The sequence below is a fragment of the Halalkalibacter okhensis genome (assembly GCF_000787375.1).
In the GTDB taxonomy this organism is placed as follows: Bacteria; Bacillota; Bacilli; order Bacillales; family Bacillaceae_D; genus Halalkalibacter; species Halalkalibacter okhensis.
Map to the genome: position 1 here is coordinate 25,625 of NZ_JRJU01000004.1, position 22,666 is coordinate 48,290.

26 protein-coding genes and 1 pseudogene are annotated in these 22,666 nt (G+C 39.5%); 6 read left to right on the forward strand and 21 right to left on the reverse strand.

Features of this window, described 5'->3' with window-relative positions:
* Window positions 1-109 precede the first annotated feature (109 nt).
* The 7 genes from LQ50_RS04435 to LQ50_RS04465 all read right to left on the reverse strand — a co-directional run bounded on the left by LQ50_RS04435 (window position 110) and on the right by LQ50_RS04465 (window position 7,378).
* Complete coding sequence (locus LQ50_RS04435; RefSeq protein ID WP_034626563.1) at window positions 110-796, reverse strand: ABC transporter ATP-binding protein; 687 nt, start codon at window positions 794-796, stop codon at window positions 110-112.
* On the reverse strand, window positions 789-1,175 hold the full coding sequence (locus tag LQ50_RS04440) for a GntR family transcriptional regulator (RefSeq protein ID WP_034626565.1): 387 nt from the start codon (window positions 1,173-1,175) through the stop codon (window positions 789-791). Before LQ50_RS04440 ends, LQ50_RS04435 begins: the two co-directional genes overlap by 8 nt.
* 3 nt (window positions 1,176-1,178) lie before the next feature.
* Window positions 1,179-1,976: a hypothetical protein gene (locus LQ50_RS04445; protein ID WP_034626566.1), complete on the reverse strand. Its 798-nt coding sequence runs from the start codon at window positions 1,974-1,976 to the stop codon at window positions 1,179-1,181.
* Window positions 1,977-2,371: 395 nt separating this feature from the next.
* Window positions 2,372-3,475, reverse strand: a complete 1,104-nt coding sequence (locus tag LQ50_RS04450) for a TRAP transporter substrate-binding protein (RefSeq protein ID WP_034626568.1) — start codon at window positions 3,473-3,475, stop codon at window positions 2,372-2,374.
* Window positions 3,476-3,538: 63 nt separating this feature from the next.
* On the reverse strand, window positions 3,539-4,807 hold the full coding sequence (locus tag LQ50_RS04455; RefSeq protein ID WP_034626570.1) for a TRAP transporter large permease: 1,269 nt from the start codon (window positions 4,805-4,807) through the stop codon (window positions 3,539-3,541).
* A gap of 53 nt (window positions 4,808-4,860) precedes the next feature.
* The gene (locus LQ50_RS04460) at window positions 4,861-5,376 is read right to left on the reverse strand and encodes a TRAP transporter small permease (protein WP_034626571.1); all 516 of its coding nucleotides are present in this window, start codon (window positions 5,374-5,376) and stop codon (window positions 4,861-4,863) included.
* 520 nt (window positions 5,377-5,896) lie between these two features.
* Entirely contained in the window at window positions 5,897-7,378 is a 1,482-nt protein-coding gene (locus LQ50_RS04465) for a leucyl aminopeptidase (RefSeq protein ID WP_034626573.1), read from the reverse strand.
* A 490-nt stretch (window positions 7,379-7,868) separates the two neighbouring features.
* On the opposite strand from LQ50_RS04465, the gene LQ50_RS04470 reads away from it, so the two are divergent.
* Complete coding sequence (locus LQ50_RS04470; protein WP_034626575.1) at window positions 7,869-8,345, forward strand: divergent PAP2 family protein; 477 nt, start codon at window positions 7,869-7,871, stop codon at window positions 8,343-8,345.
* A 14-nt stretch (window positions 8,346-8,359) separates the two neighbouring features.
* The gene (locus LQ50_RS04475; protein ID WP_034626577.1) at window positions 8,360-9,184 is read left to right on the forward strand and encodes a cobalamin-binding protein; all 825 of its coding nucleotides are present in this window, start codon (window positions 8,360-8,362) and stop codon (window positions 9,182-9,184) included.
* Between the two features lie 56 nt (window positions 9,185-9,240).
* On the opposite strand, the gene spsC is transcribed toward LQ50_RS04475, so the two are convergent.
* The 6 genes from spsC to LQ50_RS04500 form a co-directional block, all read right to left on the reverse strand.
* The gene (gene spsC / locus LQ50_RS04480) at window positions 9,241-9,933 is read right to left on the reverse strand and encodes a stationary phase survival protein SpsC (protein WP_034626840.1); all 693 of its coding nucleotides are present in this window, start codon (window positions 9,931-9,933) and stop codon (window positions 9,241-9,243) included.
* A gap of 245 nt (window positions 9,934-10,178) precedes the next feature.
* A complete protein-coding gene (locus LQ50_RS04485; protein ID WP_202595352.1) occupies window positions 10,179-10,496 on the reverse strand; it encodes a YuiB family protein in 318 nt (105 codons plus the stop codon).
* Window positions 10,497-10,670: 174 nt separating this feature from the next.
* Window positions 10,671-10,799 (reverse strand): YuiA family protein, encoded by a 129-nt coding sequence (locus LQ50_RS25320; RefSeq protein WP_161784652.1) that lies wholly within the window; start codon window positions 10,797-10,799, stop codon window positions 10,671-10,673.
* A 202-nt stretch (window positions 10,800-11,001) separates the two neighbouring features.
* On the reverse strand, window positions 11,002-12,216 hold the full coding sequence (locus tag LQ50_RS04490; protein WP_034626579.1) for an NAD(P)/FAD-dependent oxidoreductase: 1,215 nt from the start codon (window positions 12,214-12,216) through the stop codon (window positions 11,002-11,004).
* Window positions 12,217-12,530: 314 nt separating this feature from the next.
* Window positions 12,531-12,884, reverse strand: coding sequence for a HesB/IscA family protein (locus tag LQ50_RS04495; protein WP_034626581.1), 354 nt, complete (start codon window positions 12,882-12,884; stop codon window positions 12,531-12,533).
* 82 nt (window positions 12,885-12,966) lie between these two features.
* Complete coding sequence (locus tag LQ50_RS04500) at window positions 12,967-13,167, reverse strand: aspartyl-phosphate phosphatase Spo0E family protein (protein ID WP_034626583.1); 201 nt, start codon at window positions 13,165-13,167, stop codon at window positions 12,967-12,969.
* Window positions 13,168-13,489: 322 nt separating this feature from the next.
* Here LQ50_RS04500 and mqnE point away from each other — a divergent pair, with 322 nt between their 5' ends.
* Entirely contained in the window at window positions 13,490-14,584 is a 1,095-nt protein-coding gene (gene mqnE / locus LQ50_RS04505) for an aminofutalosine synthase MqnE (protein ID WP_034626585.1), read from the forward strand.
* A gap of 213 nt (window positions 14,585-14,797) precedes the next feature.
* Here mqnE and dapF read toward each other — a convergent pair whose 3' ends face one another.
* The 3 genes from dapF to LQ50_RS04520 are packed head-to-tail and all read right to left on the reverse strand — an operon-like array spanning window position 14,798 to window position 16,153.
* On the reverse strand, window positions 14,798-15,646 hold the full coding sequence (gene dapF, locus LQ50_RS04510; protein WP_034626586.1) for a diaminopimelate epimerase: 849 nt from the start codon (window positions 15,644-15,646) through the stop codon (window positions 14,798-14,800).
* Window positions 15,647-15,652: 6 nt separating this feature from the next.
* A complete protein-coding gene (locus LQ50_RS04515) occupies window positions 15,653-15,895 on the reverse strand; it encodes a hypothetical protein (protein WP_034626588.1) in 243 nt (80 codons plus the stop codon).
* 21 nt (window positions 15,896-15,916) lie between these two features.
* On the reverse strand, window positions 15,917-16,153 hold the full coding sequence (locus LQ50_RS04520; RefSeq protein ID WP_034626590.1) for a YuzB family protein: 237 nt from the start codon (window positions 16,151-16,153) through the stop codon (window positions 15,917-15,919).
* Between the two features lie 230 nt (window positions 16,154-16,383).
* On the opposite strand from LQ50_RS04520, the pseudogene LQ50_RS26410 reads away from it, so the two are divergent.
* Both LQ50_RS26410 and LQ50_RS04525 read left to right on the forward strand, forming a co-directional pair.
* Window positions 16,384-16,497 (forward strand): annotated as a pseudogene (locus LQ50_RS26410) (TetR/AcrR family transcriptional regulator); the annotation flags it as partial.
* Window positions 16,498-16,956: 459 nt separating this feature from the next.
* Window positions 16,957-18,027, forward strand: coding sequence for an NAD(P)/FAD-dependent oxidoreductase (locus LQ50_RS04525; RefSeq protein WP_034626843.1), 1,071 nt, complete (start codon window positions 16,957-16,959; stop codon window positions 18,025-18,027).
* A gap of 52 nt (window positions 18,028-18,079) precedes the next feature.
* On the opposite strand, the gene LQ50_RS04530 is transcribed toward LQ50_RS04525, so the two are convergent.
* On the reverse strand, window positions 18,080-18,391 hold the full coding sequence (locus LQ50_RS04530) for a YuzD family protein (RefSeq protein WP_034626845.1): 312 nt from the start codon (window positions 18,389-18,391) through the stop codon (window positions 18,080-18,082).
* Window positions 18,392-18,573: 182 nt separating this feature from the next.
* Between LQ50_RS04530 and LQ50_RS04535 the strand changes: the two genes are divergently transcribed.
* Window positions 18,574-18,813, forward strand: coding sequence for a NifU family protein (locus LQ50_RS04535; RefSeq protein WP_034626592.1), 240 nt, complete (start codon window positions 18,574-18,576; stop codon window positions 18,811-18,813).
* Between the two features lie 40 nt (window positions 18,814-18,853).
* Here LQ50_RS04535 and LQ50_RS04540 read toward each other — a convergent pair whose 3' ends face one another.
* The 4 genes from LQ50_RS04540 to LQ50_RS04555 are packed head-to-tail and all read right to left on the reverse strand — an operon-like array spanning window position 18,854 to window position 22,425.
* Window positions 18,854-19,084 carry a transcriptional regulator SplA domain-containing protein gene (locus tag LQ50_RS04540; protein ID WP_034626594.1) on the reverse strand — a complete coding sequence of 77 codons (231 nt, stop codon included), beginning with the start codon at window positions 19,082-19,084 and terminating at the stop codon, window positions 18,854-18,856.
* Between the two features lie 54 nt (window positions 19,085-19,138).
* Window positions 19,139-20,062 carry a homoserine kinase gene (gene thrB, locus LQ50_RS04545; RefSeq protein ID WP_034626596.1) on the reverse strand — a complete coding sequence of 308 codons (924 nt, stop codon included), beginning with the start codon at window positions 20,060-20,062 and terminating at the stop codon, window positions 19,139-19,141.
* Window positions 20,059-21,123, reverse strand: a complete 1,065-nt coding sequence (thrC, locus tag LQ50_RS04550) for a threonine synthase (protein ID WP_034626598.1) — start codon at window positions 21,121-21,123, stop codon at window positions 20,059-20,061. Before thrC ends, thrB begins: the two co-directional genes overlap by 4 nt.
* 3 nt (window positions 21,124-21,126) lie before the next feature.
* A complete protein-coding gene (locus LQ50_RS04555; protein WP_034626600.1) occupies window positions 21,127-22,425 on the reverse strand; it encodes a homoserine dehydrogenase in 1,299 nt (432 codons plus the stop codon).
* Between the last annotated feature and the right edge of the window lie 241 nt (window positions 22,426-22,666).

The window sequence follows — 22,666 nt, forward strand, 5'->3', positions numbered from 1 at the left end:
CAACCTTAGGCTTCGCTGCGCGCCACGGTGCACACAGCCGACCGTTCTTAACAGCCTGAAGAACGCAATCGTTACCTCTTGCTCAAGGAATCTTAAGACACCCTAAACTCTATCCTGATATCTTTTTCATCCATTCTACGATTCCTATGTTTTCTTCGATTCGAAGCTGTTCTACGTTTTTATGGCCAAGAATGTTTCCATTTTTAATTAATATAACTTCATCAAGTATCGCTTCGATTTCTTTTATCTCATGTGTAGTGATTAGCACAACTTGGCGTTCTAAATTGATAAAGGAAATGAGTCCTTTGACAATCGAGTCACGCACCATTGGATCAAGACCTGACAGTGGTTCATCCATTAATATGACCGGTACATCTCTTGAGAGAGTTAATACGATTTTTAACCTCCCACGATTCCCTTTAGAAAGATGCTTAAGTTTAGCATTTCGATCCAAGTTCATGAACATGCGAATTTCTTCCGCTTTTTCAGCATTAAAATCAGCGAATTGTGATGCATAGAAATCTATCGTTTGGCCAACGTTATAAAAGCTATAATATTCATCTAACTCTGAGAGATACGACACTTGCTTAGCAATTCGATCGACTTTTATTCCATTAACCGTAATCGTCCCTTTTGATGGATGAGCCAAACCAGCAATTAATTTTAATGTCGTTGATTTCCCGCTCCCATTTTCACCGACAAGTCCGATTATTTTTCCTTTTGTTAACTCAAGATCTACATCCTTTAATGCTACTTTATTCATAAACCTTTTCGTCACTCCATTAAGATTAATCACTGAAGTCCACCGCCTTGCCAATTTTTAAATATGCTTTCAAACCTTCTTCGATTTCATCATTAACATACCCCATCTCGTGCATGCCTTTAACAAACGTCGAAATCTCCACTTCCTTAAGCTTCTCTCTCATTTCATGTAAGATTTGGTCGTTGTCTGTAACAAACGTTCCTTGACCTCGTTTCGTTTCCACAATCCTCATCCCTTCTAACTCACGGTATGTTCGTTGTACCGTATTTGGATTGACGCTCGCTTGAATTCCCATATCGCGTACAGACGGGAGCTTATCTCCTGGTTTCAATTCACCGCGTAGAATTTGTTTTTTTATCCTTTCAGCAAGTTGGCTATAAATAGGTTGTGATGATTGGAACATATCTGTCATATCTTACACCTCTACTTTTCGATCTAACATCCAACTGGCGGCAGCAAATAAGGCGACAACGACAAATGCCTCAAATACGTAAGCACCAAAATAAAAACTAATATTTCCTACATCCGTTTTCACTTCTGTCCCTGTTTCTAAATTCGTTGATATATTTATACTCTCTGTTATACCTGTAAGGTGCACCTCACCCCAATTTGTTAATACATCATAGAGTTCAGTCATTTTAAACCAGCTATATGCAAAAGAGGTTCCAATGAAAATAGCTAAAGTCGCTAAAAAGCTTAAAAAGGATCCTAAATAACTAGTAAATAATAAGTAAATCATCCAATAGAAAATAGCGTATACCCCAAAACTAATGGCGAGCAAAAGAAGGTGAGTCCCTGCCAATAACCCTAGATTTGTTATATCTATCATCTGCAATTGCTCCGAAATACTTTCAGATCGATTAACGGCGATTAATAAAGTCGAACCTGTAATAAGAAGCGTCAAAAGCATCGATAACAACCCTGCTGTTAATTTTGCTAAAAGCAGTCCATAACCAGGCATTGTACTATGAAGCCACAAATGGAGTTTTTTCCTTTCCATATGCAAGCTATTAAGCATGTAATAAATTAAATAAAATACTAGAAGTCCGGATAAAACTAAAGCGACTCCCAAAAACGATTCCCATACCACGTTATAACGCGAACCGAAATACGCCGCAATGGCCAATGCAATGAAAAATGCAATGATCGGACCTAACAAAGCGGCCATCCCTAATCTCATTTCTTTTTTTAATAAACGTACCCAAGCAGTCATTTAATGACCTCCTTATTTATTATCAGTATTACTGTATTAATTAAATAGTACACTAATACAAAAGTACAGTCAATCTCTTCATTCCATTTTTTCACATTTGGGCTTTTTAGAAAAAGGCCTTGAAGCAATAAACGGAACCGTTGCTTTGTTTTAAGCCTCCTAAAGTCGGCTGCCGGTGCAAACTTGCTTTGCACCGGCAGCCGACTTTAGGAGGCTCATGTTTCTCGTAGCAGGCACGCAACGTGTGGAGCCATTCTGTTTTCTCAAATTTACTAAAATGGACTTTTTTAATCTCTTCCTCAAGAGTTCTTTTTTAGCTTTAATGCTAATCTCCCTGAATAGAGCACAAAAAAGACTGTTGAGTTATGGCACTCAACAGTCTTTTCGTTTACTCATTATTGCTGTGCAGCAATTTCTTCTTCAAGTAACTCTAGCATTTCGCGGCCTTCATCACCAACAACTTCATCGCGGAAGAAGTCACGAACTGGCATCGCTAGCTCACGGAACGCTTCACGTTCTTCTTCTGTTAACTCGTATACTTCTGTAGGGTTAGCTGTATCATTTTCAATTGACTCTAATAACGCTTCGTTCATTTCCGCTTGCATTTCAAATACTCTTGGCTGCATTTCTTCTACCGTTTCATCAATTAATGCACGAATGTCTTCTGGTAAACCGTTATAAAAATCTGGGTTTACTGTAGTCATCGCAACATAATTGTTATGGTTTGAAATCGTCATATGATCTTGTACTTCATGAAATGACGCATCTTCAATAAAGAAGATTGGGTTTTCTTGTCCGTCTACGACTCCACGATCAAGTGAAGTATACAATTCAGACCAGCTAAGTGGAGATGGATCTGCACCATAAGCACGGTAAGATTCCATGATTAATGGCGACTCTTGTGTACGCATTTTAAAGTTTTCAAAATCTGCCGGTGTACGCAGTTGGTTGCTTCCTGTCCATTGCATTGCACCTTCAGTGAAGAAAGCTAATGGCTTAATGTTATGAGCCTCATACATACCAGCTAATTGTGTATTTAACGCTTCACTTGTGTTTAAAATTTCTTGTGTTACTTCTTGATCATCTGGGAACAAGAATTGTAATGCAAACACTTGACCTTCTGCTACCATTCCACCTGTAAATCCAGGAGAAACGATGGCGAATTCCACGATTCCATTTTGAAGTTGCTCAACCTGATCCACTTCACTACCAAGTTGACCAAACTCAAATACGTCAATGTTAATTTGTCCATCCGATTTCTCGTTAATTAATTCAGCAAATTCTGCTGCATACTCATATTGAACTTGACCTTGTACTTCTTCGGTTACAAACTGCCAGTTATACGTTTCACCCGAATCAACGGCAGCACCGTCATCTCCGGCACCTTCATCAACTGTGCCTCCGTCTGTTCCTGCATCTTCACTACCACAAGCAGCTAAAGCCAATGTTAATGCTCCTGCTACAGCAAATGATTTCCATCCTCTTTTTTTAAAAAGCATCAAATACCCCCTGTTTTTTTGTAATCTATTTAGTAGGAATGTCTCAACCTAATTCTGTATGTACTACAGCAAGAACAGTGAGATTTCCTCAAATAGTATAATTAGCACCGACGCGATTAGAAGCATCACAATATACGGTGGTGTCCCTTTAATGACATCCAAATACGATTTGTTAAATACCGCACTAGCGGTAAAGATATCAACCCCAAATGGCGGGGTGGCGGATCCTAGAGCCGCTTGGAATACAATCACAATCCCTAAATGAATGGGGTCTACTCCTGCAGACATCGCCGCTGGATAAAAAATCGGCGTTAAGATTAAGATCACAACAATCGGATCGACAAACATACAGCCGATAAAGAAAAAGATGGCTACGATCAACAAGACTTGCAATGCTGTTGGATCCGATCCTAAAACGGTCTCTGTCAGCATTTGCGGAATTCTAGCATATGAGATAAGCCATGAAAAAGCTTGCCCCGCCGCAACTAAAATGAAGACCGCTGACGTAACAAGGCCCGTCGATAAAGCAATTCGCGGAACATCCGGAATTTTTATCGTTCTAAAAATAAGAAGCTCTAAAATTAATGCATATAACACAGAAATTCCAGCTGCTTCGGTTGGACTAAAGATTCCAAAATAGATCCCACCGACTATAATAACTGGAAATCCTAAAGGAAATAGCGCTTTAGTTGTTACATTCCAACGTTCTTTCCAAGAATATTTCTTCGCTCTTGGGATGTTATAAATTTTGGCATGAATGTAGCTATAGATGGCAAACATCGCAAAGATTAAAAGTCCAGGACCAATCCCTGCTATAAATAAATCACCAACAGATACTCTTGGTGCTGCTAGTGCATAAATGATCATTCCAATACTTGGTGGAATGAGTAATGCGATATCACTCGCATTAATAATAAGCGCAATCGCACTGGAGTCTTTATACCCGACTGATAATAGCCGCTTTCGCATCGGCGTACCAATCGCAACAACGGTAGCTTGTGTAGAACCTGAAATGGAACCAAATAACGTACACGCCGCAGCTGTTGTAATCGCATATCCCCCGCGTAAATGCCCTACAAACGCTCCAACAAAGTCTAATAGCCGTTTCGATGTTTTTCCCGTAGACATAATGTCAGCTGCAAAGATAAACAGCGGAACCGCTAGTAGAACGTAAGATGATATTCCTTCCATCATCTGTTGTACAAGAAACATTGGGTCAACGTTTGGCATAAAGAAAAGTACTACGACTATGGATGCTGCAATCATTGGAATCATCATCGGGAACCCTAATATAAGCAAAACGATCATAATCGTTAACATAGTTGCTATCATTCTCAGTTTCCTCGCAGTCTTTATTTAGTTTCCTAGCTTCATATTAATTATTGTTATGAATAATCCTTCTTTTCTTGAGCTAAGTACACTTCTTTTTCTTTAATATTCACCCACATATTGCGTAAAAATTGAATACCTCCAAGAACAAGCCCAACCGGTATAAACATGGCAAATAAGTACACAGGTACTTGCATGGCTGTCGTGACTCGTCCTGACTCAACAAGGGACATAAAGTATCCGTATGCAAACACAGACAACGTAAAGAGTACAACAGCTGTTAAAGCCGGTATAAAGATTGCAAGTGCTTTTCGAATAGGAAATGGCGCTAAATCATAAAATGCCGACATGCTAATATGTCTGCCCTTTCTAGCGGCATAACTAATCCCCATAAAAGTAGCAACTGTGACGGCAAACCTACTTACTTCTTGATGAAAGGCCCAACTTGAACCGACAACAGCGCGACTGATTACATTGCCCACTACCATAATCGCTATTAAAATGATCGAATAGCTTAAGATATGTTCTTCTAGTTTGACGATCCATCTATCTAGCGTTCGCAATGCTTTCAACGAGTGATCTCCCTCCTTTTACAGAATTATCAAATTACATCAAATAGTTCAAAAAAACCAAGTACCATAATCATACTGGAAGAAACTTCCCATCTCAAACGTGAAATGTACGCTTGTTCTTTCCTAACATTGCAAATTTCAGCCTCTGCCTAGCTAACACCACTCATCTAGCCTAATCCTCTATTCAACGCTTGTATATTCCTAAATGCTCCATCCGTATAGGCTAATATTCCTAATTAAAGGGCGAAAACATCTCAAACTGAAGACGAATCTAACGTCAACTAGGCACCATCTATTGATCTCCTCCAAAAGTGATACTTGACCTCAAATATATGAAAAAAGCCTTCTATGAGTGGGTTCTCATAGAAGGCCAGTTATATTTTTAGTCCTTTTCCTTACTCAAGACTAGGGAAAAGGGGCACCATTATTTTTTTACCGCTCCCTACTCTTGTCTCATTTTTACACATCAAAAAAACATAACTTTATATCATTTTGCTCATGTAAAAAGAAGGACCCAGCCTTAACCCTCTTTATTGATGACTACTTGAGCAAGTGTTCTGGCCATCGCTCCTGTGCCACCTAAAGGTCCAAGATTAGAGGCCTTTGATTGCCATGCGGTTCCTGCAATATCTAGGTGAACCCAAGGTGTATCTCCAGCAAATTCACCGATAAACAAACCAGCTGTAATACTTCCTGCTAAGCGCCCTGGTGCATTATTTAAATCAGCAACGTCACTTGTTTTAAGCATTTTTTTGTATGGAGCGTAGTTTGGCAGGCGCCAAATCCATTCACCGGTTTCAACAGACGCCTCCAAAACATCCTCCATTAACTCTTCATTATTTGTCACTGCTCCTGTTGTGCAATCACCAAGAGCAATTAAAACAGCCCCTGTCAGTGTTGCTACATCAATGAGCGATGTGGCACCAAGCTGTTTCGCATACGTCATTCCATCTGCTAAAATCAAACGTCCTTCTGCATCCGTATTTCGTACTTCAATGGTTTTGCCGCTTAATGAAGTAATGACATCTCCTGGTTTTAGCGCCGATCCATTTAAAAGGTTTTCTGAAGACGGGATGACAGCTAAGACATTGACATTCGGTTTTACTGAACCGATAATATCCATCGCACCAAGTACAGCTGCAGCTCCCCCCATATCCATTTTCATTTGATGCATATTTTCACGTGGCTTGATTGAGATACCACCAGAATCAAACGTTAAACCTTTCCCAACTAATCCGATACGCTCATCTGAATGAGGATTTCCTGTATATTTTAGGACAATCATTTTTGGAGGTTCATCGCTTCCCGCCGCTACCGCAAGCAACGCACCCATCCCTAGCTTCTCCATTTCATTACGTTCAAGAATCTCAAACTCAAATTCATGTTTTTTAGCTAATGTAACTGCTTCATCCGCTAGGTCTGTCGGTGTCATTAAGTTTCCAGGTGTATTTACAAGCTTTCTGGCAAGATTGGTTCCTTGCCCATATGTATAGCCTACTTGCGCAGCTTGCTGTAGGTCCTCCTCTTCACCATATAAAAGAACTTCCTCTATGCTAACATCAACTTCATTTGTTTTTTCCTTATAATCTAAAACCGTATAGGTACCAAGAGCAAGTGCCTCACCGATTAAGACAGCTGCATCCTTTTTATCAACTGATTCACTAACAAAACTTTCAACAAGAAAAGCAACCTTTCTGGCTTTGTCTTTTCTTAACTGTTGACTTGCACTAGCCAACGCTTCACGAATTGATTCAGTCGTTGAATCTTCTTGTTTCCCAAGACCAACTACATAAATCGCTTCAGCTTTCACTCGATCCATCGGATATAGGATTGTTCTCTCTCCAAAGGCTGCTTTCTTTGATTTTTTTAGCTTGGAAATTTGGTTATGTAAGTCCTTATCAATCTTCTCTACTTCCGAATGCAATCCTGCTTCCTCATACATTCCTAGTACTAGTACATCAAGATCATTTTTTCCATCGAATACAGATAGCGTTTTAAACATGTATATCACTCCTTCATATTCATTATACATGCAAGCTCCACTTATTTCGATAAACGAAATGATAACGGTCAATAAAATCTGGTCTATTAACGAACACTACCCCTAACTACACCTCTTTTTATGATATAATGAGAAACGCAATCTTTTTTGAGAAAGCCCTGTATATTCAAGGAAACGAGTACGCTACTATCCACTTTTAGTAAGGCTGTTTCGTAAAGATTATATCTATCAAATAGTTTTGTAATGAATTTGAGGGATATCACTCGAATCTGTGCGGGATTCAAGGTAGGGCATGATCCCACAGGCGCAGCCGAGAAGACTCGGCACCTCCTGCGTATAACAAGTGGCCAGAACGCAAATGGGGCACGTAACCTAAAAAAAACAAAGTATGCGATAACAAAACATCCTAAAAAAAATAACTGAATAAAAGTTTGAATAGAAAAACTGTAAGGAATAGAACTAAGTATCTCGTTGGAGAAAGGACTTATTTATGGAGATTTTTAATAACTTTCCGTTATGGGCGGCATTGTTTGCCATTGGATTTGCTCAATTTGTCAAGGTTCCACTTGCTTTTATAGCAACAAGGAAATGGGAATGGTCCCTATTAACAAGTACCGGTGGAATGCCCAGTTCTCATTCAGCTGCTGTCACAGCTTTATCAACAGCTATCGCCTTGGAGTTCGGTCTTGATTCTTCCGTCTTTGCCATCGCAGCTGTATTTGGAATTATTGTCATGTTTGACGCAACTGGAGTAAGGCGGCATGCTGGCTACCATGCAACGGTCATCAATCAACTTGTCACCGATTTTAATAAACTTGTTTCAGAAGTAAAGTCGTGGCCTCAAAAAGAAGAAACAGAAAAAAGAAAAGAATTAAAAGAGCTCCTAGGTCACCAACCTATTGAAGTTTTTTTCGGTGCTTTGCTAGGAATTTTCCTAACCTTACTTTTGCATGTGATTATTCATTAGAAAGGAGTGCGAGGATGAGAATAATATCCATCTGCCCAAGCAATACAGAGCTTGCGGCTTACTTAGATCTTACTTCCCATTTAGTTGGTATTGACGATTACTCAGATTGGCCAAACGAAATCAACAGCCTCCCACGACTTGGACCTGACCTTTCCATTCGTATGGATGACGTAGAAGCATTAAAGCCTGATCTCGTACTTGCTTCCCTTAGCGTACCTGGAATGGAACGGAATATAGAGCAATTAGAAAAAAGAGGTATACCGCATGTTGTATATAACCCTAACTCATTAGAGGATATTAAAATTAACCTTCTCGATTTAGGAAAACGGACAAATAAAGAAGCAAAGGCTCAAAAGGTAGTTCAGGTATATGACAACTTTCTACATATGTATGAAAAAAGAGCACAACAAGTAGATCCCGTTCGCTTGTACTGGGAATGGTGGCCAAAGCCGGTTTTTACACCAGGAGGATTAAATTGGTTAACTGAAATGAGCAGACTAGCTGGTGGATTGAACGTCTTCAGCCATGTTGAGAAGGCAAGTGTTCAGACTGATTGGTCTACTGTGGCAGATCATTATCCTGATCACATTTGTCTAGCGTGGGTTGGTGTACAAACCGACAAAGTAAAACCGGAACTTCTTTGGAAGCGACCCAATTGGCCAAACTTAGATGCCCTTTTAAATAATCAAGTACATATATTAGAAGAACCTCTCTATTGCCGTCCATCACCACGTCTTCTGCTTGGCTTAAAGAAATTAGCAGCCATCTTGCACCCTTCTATTATGCCTGCAGATGATGGCCTTGATCCCTTGCTTGAGGTTGATGTCGATTCAAATTGATCATTCAAAACAAAGACGTGCTGAACGAAAGTCGTTTAACACGTCTTTTTTATCATTTAATCAAACATTTGATTACGAAACACTTGGACAGCTTCATCATCATTCAATTGCCTAAACTCATCTTCCGACAAGCTTCCCTCACCTGTTTTGACAACAAATACTTCTACTTCTTGCTTACCCCATTGATTAAAAACGTCACTTACCGTTTCATAATATAAATCAATTCGATTTCCCTTTATTGCCGATCCGGTATCTGCTACTACCCCATAACCATATCCTGGGATAAATAAAACCGTACCAATCGGATAGACACTTGGGTCTGCTGCAATCGTGGAATAGACGTCACGTTTTACTTGCACGCCCGAGAAGGTTATGCCATAACTTGGATCTCCGGGATTTTTGCCTGTTGATTCATAACCTGCTGTATACCCTGTTGCCACAACTTTATGAGAAGGATATTTAGACCAATCAATCGCTTCCTCTAACGACACAGGTTCAGATTCTACAACTTCTTGTGACATCGATTGTTCTTCCGTTGTTACAGCTGGCAAGGACCTCGCTCTTACAGCCGTCCCTTTGTGTCCATTATTCCTAGCTGTATGTAGTACCTCTTCACGTTCATTTTCCAAGTTATTCATCATCCAATGTTGTAATTCAGCAGCACTCACACCAGAAAAAGTTTGAAATGTTGTAAACAATGCTGCTACAAATAGGCCGCTCATCAACACTCGACGACCAACTGCTTTCATGCTTAGCACAAAATTTCACTCCTCTCTTGAATTCAGCATCCCCAGAGAAGTAAAAACTTATACAAAAAAATTGGCTAAAACTTTCAGAAAACAAATCTCTTTACTAATGTGATTGCTAAAGAGAAATCTGACCCACAGAAATAATCCGGAAATATAAAAGGCTATCTCAAGGTCAATTATTTGACCTTTGAGATAGCCTCGAAGCAATGAACTAATGTGCGATTGCACATTAGAATCACCATTTTTTAAAACATCTGATACCCTCTTACACGGAGCATTTTAATGACAATTCCAGCAATAATTGCACCGATAAAGCCACTCGTTAGGACTAAAATATCAACAAAATGTAACGATAGCAAATCTGATCCTAACATCGAAAACGAGGTAACCGGCGCGGTAAAATAATCAAAAAATCCAACGTTATCAACAATTAATATCACAATAATTGGATAGGTAAAGGCCATGATCCATGTAGAACGTAATACCATATTTAACAGAAATCCAATCCCAAAAAACAATATTAGAAAAAGGACCATTGAAATTAATAATTGCGGCAAATTCACAGCTTGCACCCCCATGTTCTTTTTAAGTTTACTGAACACAAGGGTTTGAAGTCAACTCAATGTATTGACATCTTTGTGGCAAATATCGAAATGACAATAATAAAGCAAAAAAAGAGCAACATCGTGATCTTAATATCTAAAAAACGATATTAAAACCTCTCTTGTCACTCAACACTATTGCTCTTGACCTTCTCCATTACACTTATTACACGTTTCACTTCCACCAAGGAGAAGTTGAAAGTACCCTGCTCCTTCACAATAAGGACATTGTTCTGTAGCTGTTTGCGTAGATGAATGCTGCATCTGTATCCCCCCCTAATTGAAGTATGTCTTATCAATAAATATTATCAGAATCTTTACAATATTAAAACTCTGTTATATTATCTTACGAGCTAATGTAAGCGCAAACAACTCATCCTCTCTTTATATTTTTCAACTATTCTCACTTTTTTATACACAAAAAAACGAATGCAATTTCATGCATTCGCCATTTGGTTTTGCTTTATTACATTGGATTCTTTCCGCGTTTTAACACGAGGGCAGGTCCACCTAATAAGAATAAGTAACGGTTATCAATCATCTTCTTCATAAAGTTAGCAGATGTACCGAATAGTTTTCTTGTTCCCACTACACCAATAGCCTCTTTTCCACCAAGAGAAGCCACTGTTCCTTTGATGTCTGGCTTAAATGTTTTAAGTGAGTCACCTTTTATAAGTGCTTTAATGTTGTTAGCACATACTTCAGCCATTTGCATTGCAATTTGAGCTGTTGGTGGGTAAGGACGATTGATTTCTTCATTAATCATTAGAGCACAGTCACCAATAACAAAAATGTTTTCATGACCTGGCGCACGTAAGTCTAAATCTACTTTAATACGTCCACGCATTGCTTCAAATCCTGACTTTTCAATGACAGAACTTCCACGAACACCAGTAGCCCATACAACGGTACCTGCTTTGATCTCATCGCCACTAGCAAGTGTTACACCTGACTCAGTCACTTCTTTAATCGGACAGTTGATCTTAAACTCAACGCCGCGACTCTCAAGAAGGTTCATCGCATATTCAACTAACTCAGGGTCAAATCCTGGTAAAGCAGACGGAGCCGCTTCAATTACGTACATTTTCACTTTTTCCTTAGGGACATCATAATGTGCACATAGTTCAGGTAAGCGCTCTGATAATTCACCAATAAACTCAATACCAGTAAAACCAGCACCAGCTACGATAAATGTTAATAGCTCGTCCTGTGGCTCAGGAGTATTATTATACTTTGCAAACATGTACTCAATATGTTCTTTCACTTCACGAGCACCATTTACTGTCCATTTACTGAACGCATGTTCATGAACTCCTGGAACACCAAATGTTTCCGCTTCAGAACCTAGTCCAACTACAAGATAGTCGAATTCAAGCTCGCCGTTTTCAAGAACGACCTTCTTTTCTTCACGCTTGATTTCCACAACACTATCTTTCACGAATTTAATTTTGTTCAAATCTAAAACGCTGTTAATAGGCATACGTGTACGTTCAGGAGACAATGTACCAGCAGCTGGTTCATGTAACCAAGTTGTTTGATAGTGATAATCATGCTTATTAACTAATGTAATATTTGCTTCATTATGACCTAGTTGCTTTGTTAAACGTGATGCTGTGATCATTCCAGCATAACCAGCGCCAAGTAGTACGATATTTGGCTTTTTCAACTTCATCACTTCCATCTTCTTAAATATTTTTCTTACTATATTTTCCCCCGAAAAACAACATTGTGATTCTTTTCACGAACAAATATAGAATAATAGCTAGTTATTAAAAAATAAATTCGGAAAAAAGTCACAAAACCCATCTTTAATAATATGGTTTTTCGACCAATTTTTCAACTACTTTTCAAAATTATTATGTTTTTCTTCTTGCTGTACTCACTTCTCTTTTACTCGCTATTAATGTAAGCGAAAGCGAAAAAACTTATGCATTCAAATGTCTCTTTTTTTCATATAAAAAAGACCTCCTTACAAAAGTAAGAAGATCTTTTTTATTAACAATCTTCAGGTGTCCCTGCATTTGTTGCTGTACGGAATGATGTGCCACATCCACATGATGCGATGGCATTTGGATTATCGATCGTAAATCCTCCACCCATCATATTTTGCTTGTAGTCAACAACAAGTCCTTTAATAATTGGCTCACTTTCCTTATCAACTAAAATAGAAAGACCATTTATAGTAAGCAATGTATCTTCTTCATGCTTTTCTGTATCAAAACCCATTCCGTAAGAAAGACCGCTACAGCCGCCACCTTTTACACCGATACGAAGCATCAAGCTTTGATCACCTTCAGCTTCCATCATGTCTTTAATTTGGCTTACTGCTGCATCTGTTAATGTAATCATGACACCCCTCCTAATCGCTGTTACGATTAAGTATACCTGTTAATACTTTCAACCTCAAGGCACGTGCTCGCCCAAATTTCTTTTAAAAGGATAAGGAACGTTCCCAGTCTTTTGTTCCTGTCATCTCTAATAACATGACTTTGTTGTGTGCACGATCTAACTCCTGACTATAATGCAGAACGATAGGATGACTCAATCCGTATTGTCCAGCTGCTGCAACCATCTTTTTTCGGAGCTCTTCTATTTTTTCCATACAAGCGTCTTGTTTCAATACTTTGTTCATCTCCACCATCCCCCCATTTACAGTTTCTATTTATCTGCACACTTTATAAACCAATTTTACCAACAAAGTGGAAATTCATGCAAGAGCAAATAGTCAAAAAGTACGACTTCACAATTTTTCCAATTTTAGAAACACCCTGTATCTCCTAAAACGACTCTATTTCTTTCATTAAACCTATTCTGATAGTATAATAGTAGGCAAACACGAAAGATCTTAATCATTTATTAATATATTTCTATAAAAACAAGCATTTTCCTTCAACAATATGAATGAAATTAGGAAATATGTTACGGTTTAATGAAGAAATGGAGGACAAGAACGGATGGGAACAATTTTAACGGATACAAAGTTACAAGCAATTTCCGAAAAAGTAAACCACGGAGAACGCCTGACAATTCAAGATGGTCTTTATTTATTTGAAAGCCCTGATTTATTAGGTATTGCTCAATTAGCCAATCAAGTAAACCAGAAAAAGAATGGGGATCATGTCTATTTCATTGAAAATATGTACATCAACCCTACAAATGTTTGTGAAGCAAACTGCGGATTCTGTGGATTCAAGCGTAAGCCTGGTGATGATGGGGCTTACACAATGGACAGCGAAGCCTTGCTCGAGTATGTCGAAAAAAGATGGAATGATAACATTCGCGAGTTTCATATTGTTGGTGGTCACAATCATGAAGTACCTTTCGACTACTACTTAAATACTATTCGCACGTTAAAGAAGCACTATCCACAAGTAACCGTCAAAGCTTACACAGGTGCTGAAATTGAGTTCTTCTCGCGAATTTCTGGATTAACTATGAAAGAAGTGTTAGAAGAACTAATTAAAGCGGGTCTTGATACCCTTCCAGGTGGCGGAGCTGAAATATTAACGGAGCGTTACCGTTTGAAAATGAGTCCAGATAAAGCCTCTACAGATCAGTGGTTAGAGGCTCATGAGATTGCTCACAACCTAGGATTAAAAACCCATGCAACCATGCTATATGGTTCCATCGAAACGAAAGAAGAGCGCCTTATTCACATGGATCGTTTGCGTCAACTTCAAGACCGTACCAATGGCTACATGGTATTTATTCCACTTGCAATGCAGCCACGCAGTATTAATGCTGGAATTAAGCGTCGTACAACAGCTTTTGATGACATGCGTACACTGGCAATTAGCCGTTTGATGCTTGATAACTTCGACCACATTAAAGCGTATTGGATTAACATTGGGGTGCAATTAACCCAAATGGCCCTTACATTTGGTTCAAGTGACATTCACGGTACGTTAATTGAGGAACGAATTTCTCACGCAGTTGGTGCCTTAACATCACAAGGAATTACTCGTGAAGAGCTTGTGTACCTTATTAAGAGTGCAGGCAAAACCCCAGTTGAACGAGATACCTTTTATAATATAGTTAAAACTTATTAGATGTTCGTTGCATTTTGAGTGATTAAATTGCAGTTGGCCACCTTCAATATACGGAATGACAGTCTTTCATTGAAATGAAAGACTGTCTTCTTTTATTGAAATTATGACGCATTTCTTTGATCAACTATTTTTTCTATACTAAAGAAAAAGCAGCAAGCTAGATATTACCTCATCTAGCTTGCTGCTTTACTCTTAAACAAACGTTTATTTAACTTATTTCCTCTCAAAAACACCCTCACAAATCACTTCCGCTGCACCAGTCATTAATACATGACCATTTTCAAGCCAAGTGATTCCTAAGTCTCCACCTAATAAATGAACCGTTATTTCTTTTCCTTTTTTCGCCTGTCCATTTAAGATGGCTGCGACGACTGCTGCACAGGCTCCTGTTCCACATGCCTGGGTAATTCCAGATCCTCTTTCCCACACTCGAAAATGAAGTTCTGTCTCTGATACCACTTCAACAAATTCAACATTTACCCATTCCGGAAAACGCTCATCTTTTTCCATCTTTGGTCCAACTGTGTCAATGGGGGCATGCTGAATACTGTCAACAAACATAACGGCATGCGGATTCCCCATCGAAACAGCTGTTACATCAAATGTTTTTCCATCAAGAGGAAATGCTTCTGCTACAACTTGATCTTGGTCTGCTCCTAACATGGGAATCAATTGCCTTGAAAGAGTTGGCTTCCCCATATCGACCGTGACTGTTTTCACTTTTCCATCCTTAAGATGAACAGTGGCCTCTACTAGCCCACCTAATGTTTCAATTTGAAACGTCTCTTCTTTGACATACCCGTGTTCATACGCAAATTTTGCAACGCAACGTAATCCATTGCCACAATTTTTTGCTTCCGAGCCGTCATTGTTAAAGACGCGCATCTTCACAGGAGCTAATTCAGACGGACAAACAAGGATCATACCATCGGAACCTATTCCTTTATTTTTGTCAGCTACTTCAACAGCAAGTGGAGCCAGCTTATCTTCATCAAACGTTTGTTTAAACATATCTACATATATATAACTATTCCCTAGTCCGTGCATCTTCGTGAAATGCATATTTGTTCAATCCCTTCTTAGCTGCTTATCGGTCCAGAAATAATCTTGATCCGCTTCTAAAATCGTGAGCTTTCCATTACAGCATGGTAAGATCAAAATGGTTTTGATTCCTTCTTCTGCCCTTCTAAAGTCAGACTTTTTCATGTTTGTTAACACGTTCTCAGCGTGACAAAAGGGACAAGATTGCAAGTAAATATCATCATAAAGACGTTCGTATGGCCACGTATTTACAAAAGGAACGACATCCAATTGCCACACTTCCTTTCTATATTAAAACATCGGATTTTCTTCAAGAAACACGTGTATATTTTCGACTAATTCTTCTGCTGTCTCACCAGAAACATATTCACCATTTACAAGAGCAAATAGCTCCCTTGCACAATTTCCACAACTGCTAAGACAACCATATTCAATAATATCCAAATTTGGATCTTTCTCTAATTCTTCCATTGCTTTTTGTGCTCCACTAGCTAAGTTACTAAGACAAAATTCGATAATTGGACGCATTCGCTCTCACCTCTTCAATCTACCTCTTTATGCTACTCTCGCCATTAAGAGAAGTCAATTGCCATCCCCTTATTTTCTAAGGATTTATTGCATTTTTCACCTTGTCAAAAAAACTTCCATTTAGACAGATTTGAAAACGCTTTTAAAAAATTCATAAATTTGTTGTTTTTTTATTTGTTTCTCGTTATAATCGAAACTGACCAGGGTCACTTTTGGTGAGGAGAAGAAAAATGAACGAACGAGCGAAAAAAGAACAAACAAAAGCACGGATAGAAGAAGCGGCATTAACTTTATTTCGTGAAAAGGGATATTCCAGAACGACTGTACAAGAAATTACAAAAGCAGCAAAAGTAGCAAAAGGAACTTTTTTTAATTACTTTCCAACAAAAGACTCCATTATGCAATCGCTGGCCAATGATTTACTTGAAGAAGTAATGCCGCATATTAGACAAACGCATTTAAGAAATCGACCACTCTCGATTCGATTGCGTTCGTATTTACAATTTATATTAACAGACTATGACCGATATCCTGCACTCACCATTGAAATGTGGAATCACGTTCTTAAAGAACAAACACTTCTTTTTGCTCATTGGAACGAACTTTTGCAAGATGCAAAGTCTCAAGGAGAAGTGAATGCAAGTGCTTCTATTAAAACATGGTGTCATATTATTCATAGTTTGATTTCGCATGGAATTCAAAATTTTGCATCAGAACCAACTAAGACCCGTTTGCTTGAAAACGTAATGACTTTGGTCGAAACCAGTCTTGAAGCAATTTTCGAAAAAAGGGGACATTCGTCTATGAAAAAACTCGTAATCTTAGGTGCCGGCTATGGTGGAATGCGCATTCTTCAACGCCTTTTGCCTGAAGGGCTACCTGAAGATGTTGAAATCACTTTAATTGACCGCTTGCCTTATCACTGCTTAAAAACTGAGTATTATGCATTAGCAGCAGGGACAGCAGCAGACCACCATCTACGTGTCAGCTTTCCTGAAGATGCAAGGCTTAAGGTCAAATACGGAACCATTACAAATGTGAACTTAGATGGAAAATTGGTTGAGCTTGAAAATGGGGATTATGTTCCTTATGATAAATTAATTATTGGCTTAGGCTGTGAAGATAAGTATCACAACGTCCCAGGAGCAGCCGAACATACAAATAGCATTCAAACAATGGATAAAACACGCCGAACATATGAAACGTTAAATAACGTCCGCCCTAATGGAGTCGTATCTATCGTCGGTGCAGGGTTAAGCGGGGTTGAACTCGCCAGTGAATTACGAGAAAGTCGCCCTGACTTAACGATTAAATTGTTCGATCGTGGAGAGATTATCTTATCAATGTTTCCACGAAAGTTAAGTACGTATGTTCAGAACTGGTTTATTGATCATGGTGTTGATGTCATTAATAAATCAAACATTACAAAAGTGGAAGAAGGCATTCTTTACAATCATGATGAAGCAATTGAATGTGATGCGATCATCTGGACTGCTGGAGTACAGCCCGTTGAAGTTGTCCGTAATTTAGATGTTGAAAAAGATAAACAAGGCAGAGTCGTTTTAACACCACAACATTTCTTACCTACAGATGAAGATGTATTTGTTGTTGGTGACTGTGCTAGCCTGCCTCACGCACCAAGCGCTCAGCTTGCTGAGGGGCAGGCAGAACAAATTGTCACGATCTTGAAAAAACAATGGGACGGGGAAGCTCTTCCTGATGAGCTCCCTCGCATTAAATTAAAAGGCGTGTTAGGGTCGTTAGGAAAAAAACATGGTTTTGGCTTAATGGGAGAGCGAACATTACTTGGTCGAGTGCCACGTGTATTAAAGAGCGGTGTTCTTTGGATGTATAAATATCACTCAGGCTCTTAATTTAGCTATTGAAAAACGAGCAACAACACAGCGGTGTTAATGCTCGTTTTTCTTATATATTCGAATCACTTTGTATGAGCTCATCAATTTTTTTATAAATTGATTTTAGCTTTGGGTTTCCTTCCGCAAGCACTTCTCCCTCAAGCACAACCAAAGGATAAAAAAATTCATCTTCTTTTATCGCTTCTGCATAATAATTGTGCGCCTCATTACTTGTCGGCTTATCAATATCAACATATTCAAATACAATGGATGTGTTAGGGTATTTCCTGATAATTGCTGCTTCTAACCATTCCATCGTCTCTTTTGCACTAGGAAGGTGAATACAACTCGCACATTTCTCCTCTGCCCCATATACCGTCATTTTCAAATCGCGCCACGTCCTTTCGCGGTTCAAATTATCTATGCCATTATTATAGCATGGTCTTTTCTTTTATTTCTTCCATTTCCATTATTCCACCTGTTCATCTGCGTAAAATCAAGCAGATTCATGGATTTTTTTTTAAAACACCATTATAATAGGTAGTAGAAAGGAGTTGTTTTGTTATGTCAACAAGTACTGAAATGGTTGAACAAGTTAGTGAAGTGTTAGATAAGCTCCGTCCTTTCTTGCTTCGTGATGGTGGAGACGTTGAGCTCGTAGATGTAGAGGATGGAATTGTTAAAGTTCGTCTTCTTGGCGCTTGTGGCTCATGCCCAAGTTCAACAATCACGCTAAAAGCAGGTATCGAGCGTGCTCTTCTTGAAGAAGTACCAGGAGTAAAGGAAATCGAGCAAGTCTTTTAATAGTTACCGCCCGACTGTTGTCGGGCGGTTCTTCTTATTTTCACATATAAAATTCCTCAAACATCGATTCAGCCTCTTCATAAGAAGAAAAAATGGCATCATCTTCTTCAAGTGGATGGTAGAAGTCAAATAACAACAAAGACAACCGACTCGGATCCATGGGATCTCTAGCGATCGTAGCCTCTTGAACCGTTGATACCGTTTGTGTATGAGGGTTTCTGTAAATTATATAAACTTGCTGTCCCTCTTCAAGTTGCTCAATATTAAGCATGGCGGGCCTCCTTTTTGTTGGTTTGCCCGCCATGCTAGTTCCCTATTCAATTTATCACGCGGACGTTTCCTGTTTCGATTCCTTCTTTACATGGATTCCTTGTTTGGCTGGCCTTAAAACAGTTACTTCAAAGTCAGGGAAATGACGTTGTAATTTTTCCTGAATTTCCTCGCCACGATGAAGCGGTGCTAGGCAAAGCATCGTTGGACCTGCTCCACTTAAAGCAGCTCCATAAGCTTCGGTTTCTTCACGTACAACCGTAATGACTTCTTGAAGATGAGGGACTAGTTCGCCGCGATATGGGTGGTGAAATAAATCTTCACTCATCATCTTTCCAGCCGATTCCCAGTCTCCTTGTAAGATGGCCGCTACCAAAACATTAGCCACACTGCTTGCTCGAACTGCTTTCTTATAAGAAAGCTCAGATGGCAAGACCCCACGTGCTTTTTTTGTCTTTAATTCCTCAGAAGGAACAAGTAACACAAGATCCACCTCTGGTACTCCACCATATAACACATGAGTGCTATCTTCTGTATGAGTGCCAATTACAAGACCTCCATATACCGAAGCGGCCACATTGTCTGGGTGACCTTCCCAAAGGCTTGCAAAACGAACTTTTTCAGTAGCAGAAAGCTCTACACCCGTTAATTGATTTGCTAATTCGATCCCTGCTACTATGGCTGCAGCACTGCTGCCTAGTCCTCGAGCTAACGGAATGTCACTTGTCATCTTAACATAACAAGGAAAAAGCTCTTTGCTCATTTCTTTGGCAACATGTGCGGCAACTTGATAAATTAAATTGTCTTCTCCCTCTTCAATTCCTTGCAATTCAACTGAAGATGATTCGAATAACCATTTATCTGACGGATGAACCTCAAGTGTCAAATAACGGTTTACTGCGAGCCCCACTGAGTCAAAGCCAGGTCCAAGGTTTGCTGAACTTCCCGGAACCGTTATGACAAATGGTTGTTGGCTCATGACATCACACCACCTTTAAGGTGAGCAAGAAACGCTTCTTTGTCATTTGGTAATACCGTTGGCTTCACTGTTACCGTATCAATGGCTGTATTAGGATCTTTCAAGCCATTTCCTGTTAATACACATACAACCGTTGATCCTTTTTTGATCTCACCTGAGTCTAGTTGCTTTTTCAAACCGGCAATAGACGCACAAGAAGCTGGTTCAGCAAACACCCCTTCCGTTTTAGCTAGTAATTGATAGGCTTCTAAAATTTCCTCATCTGTGACAAAATCAATAGCACCGTTTGATTCTTCTTTTGCAGCTACTGCTTTATCCCAGCTTGCTGGGTTTCCGATGCGAATAGCCGTTGCAATCGTTTCTGGCTCTTCAATTACTTTATTTTGAACGATGGCAGCTGCCCCTTCTGCTTCAAAACCACGCATTTCAGGTAAACCCGTTCCTTTTTTCTCATGATACTCTTTAAATCCTTTCCAGTAAGCTGTGATGTTACCAGCATTTCCTACTGGGATAGCTAACACATCTGGAGCTTTTCCAAGTGCATCAACAATTTCAAATGCTGCCGTTTTCTGACCTTCTATGCGGTAAGGGTTCACTGAATTTACAAGTGTAATTGGCTCTTGTTTGCTTATTTCACGAACAATATCTAAGGCGTTATCAAAATTCCCTTTGATTTCTAATACTTCGGCACCGTACATAACCGCCTGAGCAAGCTTTCCTAGCGCGATTTTGCCTTCTGGGATAACAACGATACATCTAAGTCCTGCTCTTGCTCCATACGCAGCAGCAGCCGCTGACGTATTTCCAGTCGAGGCACAAATGATCGCTTTGCTCCCCTCTTCCTTTGCCTTTGCAACTGCCATGACCATTCCACGATCTTTAAACGAACCAGTCGGGTTTAAACCCTCATATTTTACATAGACGTTTACGCCCCACTCTTTTGAAAGCTGCTCTAGCTCAATCAATGGTGTGTTTCCTTCGTGCAATGTAAGAAGAGGTGTCTCTTCTGTAACTGGTAGATATTCCTTATATTCTTGGATTAAACCTTTCCAACGACTCATTATTTAACGTCCTCCTTCGACACGGTAGCAGCTTTCAATCGATTCAATGACTTCAAGCTCGGATAATTTATTATATAATGTCTCATAATTTTCTTTCGTTGTGTGATGTGTAATGACAATAACCTCAGCTACTTCTTCGCCCTCAATCGGCAGCTGAAGTAATTTCTCAAAACTCACATCATGGCTTGCAAATAAACTTGTAACAGCTTGGAACGTCCCAGCCTTATCAAGTACTCTTAATCTTAAGAAATATTTTGAGTCAATTTCATTTGCTTTTTTGAGTACTCGAGCATGCAATGGCTCTTGTACCTGTCTGCCACACACACCCAAACGCATGTTTTTCATGACGGAAACTAAATCAGAAACGACAGCAGTAGCTGTTGGCAAGGAACCAGCCCCAGGTCCATAGAACATCGTTTCTCCCACTGCCTCTCCGTATACATACACGGCATTATATTCATTATGAACGGATGCTAATGGATGCTCTTTCGGAAGCAAAGTCGGTTCTACACTTACTTCCACACGACCTTCATCTCGTTTAGCTAGCCCGATTAATTTCATCGTATAGCCAAGCTGATCACAATAATCTAGGTCTGTTTTTGTAACGGATGAAATTCCTTTAACGGTCACATCATCTAAGCTAACATCCATGGAAAAACCAAGTGTTGCAAGGATAGCCATTTTTCTTGCCGCATCTAACCCTTCGACATCCGCTGTTGGATCACTTTCAGCAAACCCTAGCTCCTGAGCAACTTTCAATACTTCTTCATAGGAACTACCGTTTTGCGTCATTTTCGTTAAAATATAATTCGTTGTCCCATTCACGATGCCCATCATTTTTGTAATGCGGTCTGCAGACAAACCATCGCTTAAGCTACGTAAAATCGGAATCCCACCCGCTACGCTTGCTTCATAATACAAATCACAGCCATTTTCAGCAGCTACTTGTAATAACTCAGCACCGTACAATGCCATTAAATCTTTATTTGCCGTGACCACATGCTTTCCATTGCGAAGTGCCGTAAGCAAGTGCTCTCGCGTCGTTTCTACTCCTCCCATTACTTCAATGACAACATTAATGTCTTGATCAAAAAGCACTTCTTCTATTTTATCTGTCACGAGTGATTCATCGAGATCAACCGGACGTTGTTTTTCTTTATCACGAACTAGTACTTTCTTCACCGTTACTGGACAGCCTACTTGATGACGCAATTCATCTTGATGACGGCTAATAATGGAAACAACCCCTGTTCCAACTGTCCCCAAACCCAGTAACCCGACGCGAACTTCCGCTGCTGACATACTCTCTCCACTCCTTCTCCATTACTCTATTCATGTATCCCTAAAAAGTACATTTGTTTATCTATAATGGACATTATAGACCTCTTTTTGCCGAAGTACAATAGGTAATTTAATAAAATTCAGAAAAGTGTAAGATCTCATGAAAAACACGCATTCGGTTTTTCATGAGATCTGTGCAATGTGCGAAGCCGTGCTTTCTTTAAGCCTTTTCTTAAGCGGGTTCTCAGAAAAAGAGCGAAAC